Genomic DNA, 9355 nt, shown 5'->3' with positions numbered 1-9355 from the left:
GTCTAGAGCGAGTGCGAGCGGCGGACCGAGAAGGCCACGGCCCCGGCCCCGATGCCCAGGAAGAGGGTGCCGCCCAGGAGGTAGGGGGTGGTGTCGGCGGATCCGGTGTCGGCGAGCAGCGACTGCGGCTGCGCGGTCGGCCCGGCGGACGTCCCCGTGACCGTCCCGTGGGTGGCGGCGGAGCCGCCGGGGCCGGTGGTCGTCCCCGCGGTGTTCGCGCCCGTGGGCACCGCGGAGGGGGCCTCCGCGGCGCCTGGTGAGGTGGCGCCCGCCGAGGGTACGAACCACAGGGCGGCGAGGAGGGTGGTCGCTCCGAGAGCGGTGAGCAGCGGTCGGCGTGCGGACACGGTGCGATCCCCCTTGTGGCAGCAGCGAATTGGCCGTGTGCGGTGATGCTACGGAAAGGGGCGGGTCGTGGGAAAGTCGGGGCTTCCGCGGGCTTACTCTCCGTCGTATGAACTCTTCTGAGACATCACGATATGTACGGCTCCGGGTGGATTTGGTACTGGAAGTACCGGATGTCCATGCGCTCACCGGTGCCGCGCTCGAACACATCAAGGCCGACGAGTTCATGCCGGACGAGGAGCGCGGCCACGCCGAGTCCGCCGTCCGGGAGGACGAGTCGGAAGCCCTCGCCTACCTCGTCGACCCCACTGACCTGGTCGCGGACATCCCGGGCGTGGAGCTCGCCCAGGCCTCCTGGAGCAGCGAGCCCGTCGAATACGACCCCGAGTCGATGGAGTGGGACATGGACGAGGAAGATGGGGACTTCGACGAGGAACCCGACAACGCCTGACCGTGTGGTGGACCACATCCGAATGGAATGTGGAACCGGCCGGCGCCGTTAACGCGTTGTCAGGACCAGGCAGGGGGTGCGTCCCCCTGCCCGGCCAACCCCGGGGACGTCAGCCTCCGGGGTATCCGGCAACGATGGAGTGGCGTGTGAGGACGGACAGTAAGCGGCGGAAGCGGTCCCTGGTGGCCATATCCGCCGTTCTCGGTGGGGTGCTGGTGCTCTCGGCGTGCGGCGGCGGGGACGACGAGAAGCCGAAGGGCAAGGGCGATTCCGCCAGTGCCCAGGCGGACGTCGACGCGGCGGCGGCCAAGGACGCGTCCAAGGCCAAGATCACCATCACGCCCAAGGACGGCGCCACCAACGTCGGCCTCAACGACGCGGCCAACGTCGCCGTCGCCGACGGCACGCTGACCCTGGTCGAGCTCAAGACCAGCGAGGGCACGGCCGTGGCCGGCAAGATCGCCGCCGACGGCAAGAGCTGGAAGCCCGACGCCGCCCTGAAGCGCTCCACGAAGTACGCCCTGGCGGCGACCGCCAAGGATGCCGACGGCAAGGAAGCGCACGAGAACGCCTCCTTCACCACCATCTCCCCGGAGAACAGCTTCGTCGGCTCGTTCGTACCGGACGAGGGTCAGACGGTCGGCGTGGGCATGCCGGTCTCGATCTCCTTCAACAAGCCGATCAAGGACCAGAAGGCGGTCCAGGCGGCGATCACGGTCACCTCCAGCAGCGGCCAGGAAGTCGTCGGCCACTGGTTCGGCGCGCAGCGCCTGGACTTCCGCCCCGAGCAGTACTGGCAGGCGAACTCCACCGTCACGATGAAGCTGGCGCTGGAGGGCGTCCAGGGCGCTCCCGGCGTCCAGGGCGTCCAGAACAAGACCGTCACCTTCAAGATCGGCCGCAGCCAGGTCTCCACGGTCGACACGAAGACCAAGAAGATGACGGTCACCCGCGACGGCGCGGTCATCAAGACCATCCCGATCTCGGCGGGCTCCCCGGAGAACCCGACGTACAACGGCCAGATGGTGATCTCCGAGAAGTTCAAGGAGACCCGGATGGACGGCTCCACCGTGGGCTTCAAGAACAGCGAGGGCAAGGGCGAGTACGACATCAAGGACGTGCCGCACGCCATGCGCCTGTCCCAGTCGGGGACCTTCCTCCACGGCAACTACTGGGGCGCGGACTCGGTCTTCGGCAGCGCCAACACCAGCCACGGCTGCGTGGGCCTGAACGACGTCAAGGGCGCGGGCGACCCGAACCAGCCGGCCGCCTGGTTCTACGACAACTCGCTCATCGGCGACGTGGTCACCGTGGTCAACTCCCCGGACAAGACCATCAAGCCGGACAACGGCCTCAACGGCTGGAACATGAGCTGGGACGAGTGGAAGGCCGGCTCGGCCGCCTGACACCCGCACCGCAGTCGCTGAACGGCGGGGATCCCTCACGGGGTCCCCGCCGTTCGTCGTCGAAGGCCACAGGATCCGCCCCGCTGGATCATCTAGGGTCCCCGGTATGACCATTCGCGCGCTGTCGCTGCCCCCGACCGATGCCGAAATCGACGCCTGGACCGCCGTCCTCGCCGCCGTGCAGGCCACCGACCTGCCGCAGGGGCCGCCGCCCGCCCGCACGGAGGTGGCCGGGCGGCTGAGCGTGACGCCGGCCCGCGGCCGTGCCGTGCTCTGGGCCGCGGACGCCGGAACGGGCGTGGCCGCCCTGCTCCTGTTCACGGACGAGGCCAACGCGCACACCGCCTTCCTCGACGTGCTCGCCGTACGCCCGGACGCCCGGCGCCGGGGCCTGGGCCGGGCCCTGTGGGAGCAGGTCAGGGCCGAGCTGCTCGCGCAGGGCCGCACCTCGGTCTCGACGCTGGTGGACCTGGGCGGGCCGGGGCAGGCGTTCGCACAGTCGCTCGGCTTCGAGAACGTCCTGCCCATGGCCTGGTACGAGCAGGACGTGCCGCCGCAGCCCGGAGCCGGAGCCGGAGCCGGGGCCGCGGCCCCGGCCACCCCCGCCCCCGGGTACGAACTGCGCTCCTGGCACGGCCTGGTGCCGGACGACTGGGCCGCGCCGCTGGCCACGGCGCACGGGGCGATGGAGGACGCGCCCATGGGGGACATCGACGAGAAGATCGAGCCCTGGACGCCGCAGCGGCTGCACGCCGCGCACCGGCTGATCCTGGACCGGGGCGGCGAGATCACCACGGTCGCCGCGGTCACCGGCGCGGGCGAGGTGGCCGCGTACACGGAACTCGTCCTGCCCGACCCCGCCGGCCCGCGCGCCCTCCAGTACGACACGGTGGTCGCCCCCGCCCACCGCGGCCACGGCCTGGGCCGCGCGGTCAAGCTGCACATGCTGGAACTGGCCCGGCACCGCTACCCCGGCCTGCGCCGGATCGCCACCACCGTGGCCGACGACAACACCCCGATGCGGGCGGTCAACGAGAGCCTCGGCTACCGCCCGGGCCGCCCCGCCGCGTACTACCAGCTCAGCCTGTAGCCGCCGGGTTGCGCACCCCGGCCTCCTCCGACGGGGCCGACCACGACGACAGCAGACGCAGGGCGTCCGCCGACGGGGAGCCGGGGACCGCGTGGAAGGTGACCAGGGACTGCGCCGGGTCGTCCGGGAGCGTCAGCGTCTCGAAGGACAGCCGCATCTCACCCACCAGCGGATGCCGCAGCAGCTTCTCCCCGTGCGTCTTGTCCGCCACCGTGTGCGCCGCCCACAACCGCCGGAACTCCTCGTTCTTCACCGACAGCTCCCCGACCAGCGCCGACAGCTGCTCGTCGTCCGGGTGCTGACCCGCGTACACCCGCAGGTTGCTCACCACCTCGCACGCCCGGCACTCCCACTCCCCGTAAAGCTCCGCCGTCGCCGGGTCCAGGAACACCAGCCGCACCAGATTCCGCTCGGCGGCCGGCAGCGCCCCGAAGTCCCCGAAGACCTGGGCCGCCAGCCGGTTCCAGCCGATCACGTCCTGCCGGTGCCCCACCAGGTACGCCGGTACGCCGCACATCGCGTCCATCAGCGTCCGCAGCTCCGGCCGCACCTGCTGCGGGCGCCGGCTCGTACGGCGCCGGTGCGCCTTCGGCCGCGCCAGGTCCATCAGGTGCGCGCGCTCGGTCCCGTCCAGCCGCAGGGCCCGCGCCAGCGCGTCCAGCACCTCCACCGACACGTTGTGTCCGTCGCGCTGCTCCAGCCGCGTGTAGTACGCGACCGACACCCCCGCCAGCTGCGCCAGTTCCTCACGGCGCAGCCCGGGCACGCGCCGGCGGCGCCCGTAGTCCGGCAGGCCCACGTCCTCGGGGCGCAGCCGCGCGCGGCGGGAGCGGAGGAACTCGCCGAGGCAGGCTCGCTGATCAAGCTGGTCCATCCGGCCAGTATCCCCGGGCGGCAGGCCGCGGAGCAGGCGTGAGCCTGACCCCGTCAGGGGTAGGTTCGCCAGTCGTAGGCAGGGCAGGGGGATGGGTGGACGCCGGACGGGCGGGCAACGTGGGGGGCACCGCAGAAGCAGTTCACCGTTCGAGGAGCACCCCCATGTCCGTCACCCAGGCAGCCCGGGCAGCCCAGGCCACCGTCGTCGCCGCGTACGCCGCCCCCGCCGCCAAGGCCCCGCTGGAGCGCACCACCATCGTGCGCCGCCCCGTCGGCGAGCACGACGTCCTGATCGACATCAAGTACTCCGGCATCTGCCACTCCGACATCCACCAGGTGCGCGACGGCTGGGGCGAGGGCATCTACCCGATGGTCCCCGGCCACGAGATCGCCGGTGTCGTCCGTGAGGTCGGCGCGGCCGTCACCCGGTTCTCCGCCGGCGACCGGGTGGGCGTCGGCTGCTTCGTCGACTCCTGCCGCCGCTGCGAGTACTGCCTGCGCGGCCAGGAGCAGTACTGCGCCGAGGGCATGACCGGCACCTACAACGCCCTCGACCGCAAGGGCGAGCCCACGTACGGCGGTTACTCCACCCACCTCGTCGTCGACGAGAAGTACACCGTCCGCATCCCCGACGGCCTCGCCCTCGACGCCGCCGCCCCGCTGCTGTGCGCCGGCATCACCCTCTACTCCCCGCTCAAGCACTGGCAGGCGGGCCCCGGCAAGAAGGTCGCGATCGTCGGCCTCGGCGGTCTCGGCCACCTGGGAGTGAAGATCGCGCACGCGCTCGGCGCGGAGGTCACCGTCCTGTCGCAGACCCTCCGCAAGCAGGAGGACGGCCTGAAGCTGGGCGCCTCCCACTTCTACGCCACCGGTGACCCGGCCACCTTCGAGGAGCTGGCCGGCCGCTTCGACCTGATCCTGTCCACCGTCTCCGCGCCGCTGGGCCTGGACGCGTACCTGGGCCTGCTGAAGGTCGACGGCGCACTGGTGAACGTCGGCGCCCCGGAGGAGCCGGTCGCGCTCAACCTCTTCTCCGTCATCGGCGGCCGCAAGACCCTGGCCGGGTCGATGATCGGCGGGATCGCCGAGACCCAGGAGATGCTGGACTTCTGTGCCGAGCGCGGGCTGGGCTCGGAGATCGAGCTGATCGCCGCCGACCGGATCAACGAGGCGTACGAGCGGGTGCTGGCGAGCGACGTGCGCTACCGCTTCGTGATCGACGCGTCGACGATCTGACGGAGGTCGGGTCGGGGCGGCCGCCCTGCTGCGCGCCTCGTGGGCGGACACGTACGTACGCCGCGCATGGGGCCTGACGGCGGCCGCCGACCCGTCGGCCTCGACGCTCACCACCACCGTCTCGAACGCAACGGCCCGTTCCTGGCCCGACGTACGCGTCACCCTCCCGCCCGGCTGGACGGCCACGCCCACCGGCCCCACGACCGCGGCCTCCCTCGCCCCGGGCCGTGCGCTGACCACCGCCTGGCAGGTGAGCGCGCCCGCCCGGCCGCCCGGCCTCAACCGGCCGGGGCGCTCACGCCCCCGGGGCCTTGGCCACGCCGATCGGGCAGGAGACGCCCGTGCCGCCGATGCCGCAGTAGCCGCCCGGGTTCTTGTCCAGGTACTGCTGGTGGTGGGCTTCCGCAGGCCAGAAGGGGCGCTCCGCCGCCGGCAGGACCGCCGTGGTGATCGGGCCGTAGCCCGAGGAGGCCAGGACCTGCTGGTAGGCCGTGCGGGAGACCTCCGCCGTCGCCTGATGGGCGGGGGAGTGGGTGTAGACCGCCGAGCGGTACTGGGTACCGACGTCGTTGCCCTGGCGGAAGCCCTGGGTGGGGTCGTGGGACTCCCAGAACAGCTTCAGGAGCTCGGCGTAGGAGACCTGGGACGGGTCGAAGACCACCCTTACGACCTCGGTGTGGCCGGTCAGACCCGAGCAGACCTCCTCGTAGGTCGGATTCTCGGTGAAGCCGCCCTGGTAGCCGGCCAGCGTGGTCCACACCCCGGGGGCCTGCCAGAACTTGCGCTCGGCACCCCAGAAGCAGCCCAGCCCGAAGTCGGCCACTTCGAGGTGCGCGGGATAGGGGCCGGACAGCGGGTTGCCCAGCACGGTGTGCCGGTCGGGCACCGCGAAGAGCGGCTCCGCGCGGCCCGTCAGGGCCTCCTCGCGGGTGGGGAGCTCGGGCGTGCGGCGGTACGAGAACATGGTTCGCCTCCTTCGGTACCCCCTCAACGGCCGGAGCCGGGCCCAGATTCCCGGCCCGGCTCCGTGTCACCGCCCGGCGGCGCTCAGAGCTCCGGCGTGACCAGGCCCACCGCGAAGTCGCGGGCGTACAGGTACCGCTGCTTCGGCTTCGACACGTACGTCCACGGCAGGGTCCCGATGTACCCGTCGATGTGCCGGAACTGCTCGACCGCCTCGCTGTCCCGGTCCTGCCAGAACAGCAGGTACGCCAGCATGTGCCGCATCAGCGGCGCCTGCGGGTGGTCGTTGCCGGCCGCCGACAGGTCCAGCAGCGCCGCGTCCACCGCCGCGACGATCTCCGGCTCCTTGAAGTACGTGTCCACCGAGAGGTCGTCCTCGGCCGTCATCTGCTCGAAGTACGCGATCAGCGGCAGCAGCGACAGCAGATCGCCGGGCTCGCCCGCGGCAGCCGACTCGCGGGCGAAGGCGAGCGCCAGCTCGTGCGAGCCGCGCCACTTCCGGCACCAGAACTGCAGGGCGGTGTGGTGGGCCCACAGCACCTTCGGGGCGCGCCCGGTGATCTCCTCCCACAGCTCCCGGTAGCGCTCGTGCGAGTAGCCCAGGCCGAAGGCGATGGGCTGCTCCACCATGTACGGGGTCGGGTCCGCGGGATCGGCCAGCCGCTGGGCCTCGTGCGTGTCCGCCTGCGCCTTGGCCAGCAGCTCGTGGAAGATCCGGAACTGCTCCTGCGTGGTGTGGCTCGACCCCTTGGAGCCGCGCACGTTCCAGGCGACCTGCACGCCGGTGTCGGCGTTGACCAGCGCCGCCGTCGGGTCCCCGGGCCGGGCCGCGCGCCAGGCCAGCAGCCACGCGTCGTCCTCGGCGGCCGCCTCGGCCAGCGGGCGGACCCGCTCCATGCGCTCCTGCCAGTCCCGGCCCGCAGCCTCGACGTAGGCGGCCGCGGCCTCCCAGTCGCCCGACCGGGCGGCTGCCAGGGCGGCGGTGCGCTCCGCGGGCACCGGAGCCCAGTTCTCGGTGTCGAGGTCGGCCTCCGCCACGAAGCCCAGGGCGACGACGGCCGCGGCCTTCTCGGCCTCCTGTTCGGCCTCGGCGGCCGCCGCACCGGCGTTCAGCGTTCCGAGCTCGGCCTCCAGGGCCTTGGCCTTGCGGATGTAGTAGACGCCCCGCAGCACCCAGAGGGCGACGGCGAGGAGGATGACGCCGACGACGGCGAGGGCGATGATCACGGGACGAGCACCAGCTTTCGCAGGGATTCGGTGTCAGGCAGGTCCGAGACGGCCGCGTCCAGGGCCTGGCCCAGCCGCTCCTCGAAACCGTCGGCCGGGTAGCGCAGGGTGGCCGAGTCGGACCAGGACAGCTGCCAGCGGGCGGCGCCGCGGCCCGTCAGCTCGACGGTGACCAGCTGGTTCAGGGCCCGCCGGACGACCGGGCGGGCGAACTCGCGGGCCGTGCGGCCGGTGGCGGCCTGCGCCTCCTCGGACTTCGGGAAGCGGTCGGCGATGCGCCAGCGCACCGCCGGGTCGGCGTCGATCGCGTCGAGCACCGCGCCGAGCCCGGGGCCCGCGCCCTCGGCGCTGAAGGCCTCGCGGATGTCCTCCGCGCCCTGACCGACGTACACGGTCATGGACTCGTGGACGAGGTCCTCCCAGTCGACCCGCTTCAGCGCGAGCGCCTCCGGGGTCAGGACGACCTGCTCCAGCGCGACCAGCGCCGCGTCGGCGTCGGTCAGCAGTTCCAGGGCCGGGCGGGCGGCCTGACCGCCGCGGCCGTCGTCGGGCAGGGCCTCGATGCGGGCCACGCGCTCGGCCAGCGCGGGGTGGGAGTCGTAGGGGGAGGTGGGCTCGGTCGACAGGTCCCGGCGCAGCCCGTCCAGTTCGCCGGGGCGCGCGTCCAGGAGCCGGCGCAGACCGCCGAAGACCTCGCCGGGGCGGGGCAGCAGCCCGGCGCCGACACCGAGGGTGGCGTACGAGCCCATGTAGAAGTCGTGCGCCGAGTCGAGGGCGTTCAGCTCGCGCAGCGCGGAGGCGGCGGAGTCGCGGCCGGCGACCCGGACCGACGCGAGGTCGGCGGCGAGTTCCTGGCGGCGGGCGGTGGAGCGGGTGGCGCGCATGTAGAAGTTGCCGTACGCCATGTAGATCTTGGCCATGGCGCGGTACATCGCGCCCTCGCCCGCGGTGTCGACGCCCTTGGCCTTCTTGCCCTTGGCGATCCGCTTCTCGTCCTTGCGCTCCTGCCTCGCGCGCTCCTTGGCGACCTTCTTGTCGGCGCGCTCGTGGAAGTACCCGATGGTGCGGATCAGCTGGGCGCGGCCGCGGGCGATCAGCGGGGTGAGGCGGGTGTCGAAGTTGGCGTAGTGGCCCATCTCGTGGGCGAGCACGGCGCGCAGTTGCATCTCGTCCAGGCCGGTCATCAGGGGCAGACCGAGGTAGAGCCGGCGGGTGCCGGGCCGCAGGCCCAGCAGCCGGGCGTCCTCGGCGACGGCCGCGTTCACCTCGTCGACCAGCACGATCTCGTCGGGCGCGCGGGTACCGACCTGCTCCGCGATGTCACGCACGATCCGCCACAGCTCGGGCTCCTGCGCCTCGCTGACGGTGATGCCCGCCGGGGGCTCGCCCTTGGGGGTGCGCAGCATGAACAGGCCGCGCACGATCGGGATGGTCAGGACGACGGAGGCCAGGAGCAGCTTGGCCACGATCGGACCGTGCAGCCAGGTGACGACGGCGTAGTCGATGCCGCCGAGGGCGGCCAGCAGGAACACGCCGAGCAGATAGAAGCCGGCGAGCAGGACGAGGGCGCGCAAGGCGCGCAGTGAAGCGCCCATTCGGGACAGATCCCCCCACGGGATGAAAGTGGTGCTGAAGTGCTCGGCGGGAGTCGATGGCCGCCGTCTGCCGCATCATGCGGCCCGATGGTCACTTACAGCAACTTTATTGGCCCGAGGTTCCGCCCCGGTCCGTGGGGCACCGCCCCACCCCGGAGCCCGGGCG

Annotated in this window: 9 protein-coding genes and 1 pseudogene; 5 read left to right on the top strand and 5 right to left on the bottom strand. The window is 72.3% G+C overall.

All coding sequences use genetic code 11. The annotated features are described in order from the left end of the window. Nucleotides 1-2: 2 nt before the first annotated feature. The gene (locus ACWGE1_RS37755; RefSeq protein WP_453424992.1) at nt 3-347 is read right to left on the bottom strand and encodes a hypothetical protein; all 345 of its coding nucleotides are present in this window, start codon (nt 345-347) and stop codon (nt 3-5) included. Between the two features lie 146 nt (nt 348-493). Here ACWGE1_RS37755 and ACWGE1_RS37750 point away from each other — a divergent pair, with 146 nt between their 5' ends. The 3 genes from ACWGE1_RS37750 to ACWGE1_RS37740 all read left to right on the top strand — a co-directional run bounded on the left by ACWGE1_RS37750 (nt 494) and on the right by ACWGE1_RS37740 (nt 3292). Beyond that, entirely contained in the window at nt 494-796 is a 303-nt protein-coding gene (locus ACWGE1_RS37750) for a hypothetical protein (RefSeq protein ID WP_453424991.1), read from the top strand. Nucleotides 797-930: 134 nt separating this feature from the next. After that, nucleotides 931-2202 carry a L,D-transpeptidase gene (locus tag ACWGE1_RS37745; protein ID WP_453424990.1) on the top strand — a complete coding sequence of 424 codons (1272 nt, stop codon included), beginning with the start codon at nt 931-933 and terminating at the stop codon, nt 2200-2202. Nucleotides 2203-2308: 106 nt separating this feature from the next. Continuing rightward, entirely contained in the window at nt 2309-3292 is a 984-nt protein-coding gene (locus ACWGE1_RS37740) for an N-acetyltransferase family protein (protein WP_453424989.1), read from the top strand. Here the strand turns inward: ACWGE1_RS37740 and ACWGE1_RS37735 are convergent. Continuing rightward, the gene (locus tag ACWGE1_RS37735) at nt 3282-4166 is read right to left on the bottom strand and encodes a helix-turn-helix transcriptional regulator (protein ID WP_453424988.1); all 885 of its coding nucleotides are present in this window, start codon (nt 4164-4166) and stop codon (nt 3282-3284) included. The genes ACWGE1_RS37740 and ACWGE1_RS37735 overlap by 11 nt on opposite strands. Before the next feature lie 164 nt (nt 4167-4330). On the opposite strand from ACWGE1_RS37735, the gene ACWGE1_RS37730 reads away from it, so the two are divergent. Beyond that, on the top strand, nt 4331-5404 hold the full coding sequence (locus ACWGE1_RS37730) for an NAD(P)-dependent alcohol dehydrogenase (RefSeq protein ID WP_453424987.1): 1074 nt from the start codon (nt 4331-4333) through the stop codon (nt 5402-5404). Nucleotides 5405-5429: 25 nt separating this feature from the next. Next, nucleotides 5430-5660 (top strand): annotated as a pseudogene (locus ACWGE1_RS37725) (NEW3 domain-containing protein); the annotation flags it as partial. Between the two features lie 39 nt (nt 5661-5699). Here the strand turns inward: ACWGE1_RS37725 and msrA are convergent. The 3 genes from msrA to ACWGE1_RS37710 all read right to left on the bottom strand — a co-directional run bounded on the left by msrA (nt 5700) and on the right by ACWGE1_RS37710 (nt 9189). Next, nucleotides 5700-6368: a peptide-methionine (S)-S-oxide reductase MsrA gene (gene msrA, locus ACWGE1_RS37720; RefSeq protein WP_453424986.1), complete on the bottom strand. Its 669-nt coding sequence runs from the start codon at nt 6366-6368 to the stop codon at nt 5700-5702. An 83-nt stretch (nt 6369-6451) separates the two neighbouring features. After that, a complete protein-coding gene (locus tag ACWGE1_RS37715; protein WP_453424985.1) occupies nt 6452-7594 on the bottom strand; it encodes a hypothetical protein in 1143 nt (380 codons plus the stop codon). Continuing rightward, nucleotides 7591-9189 carry a M48 family metalloprotease gene (locus tag ACWGE1_RS37710; RefSeq protein ID WP_453424984.1) on the bottom strand — a complete coding sequence of 533 codons (1599 nt, stop codon included), beginning with the start codon at nt 9187-9189 and terminating at the stop codon, nt 7591-7593. Before ACWGE1_RS37710 ends, ACWGE1_RS37715 begins: the two co-directional genes overlap by 4 nt. Nucleotides 9190-9355: the final 166 nt, after the last annotated feature.

The organism is Streptomyces sp. NPDC054932 (assembly GCF_053610205.1).
The sequence above is the reverse complement of the archived record's forward strand: the minus strand, read 5'-3'. Positions and strand labels throughout refer to the sequence as shown.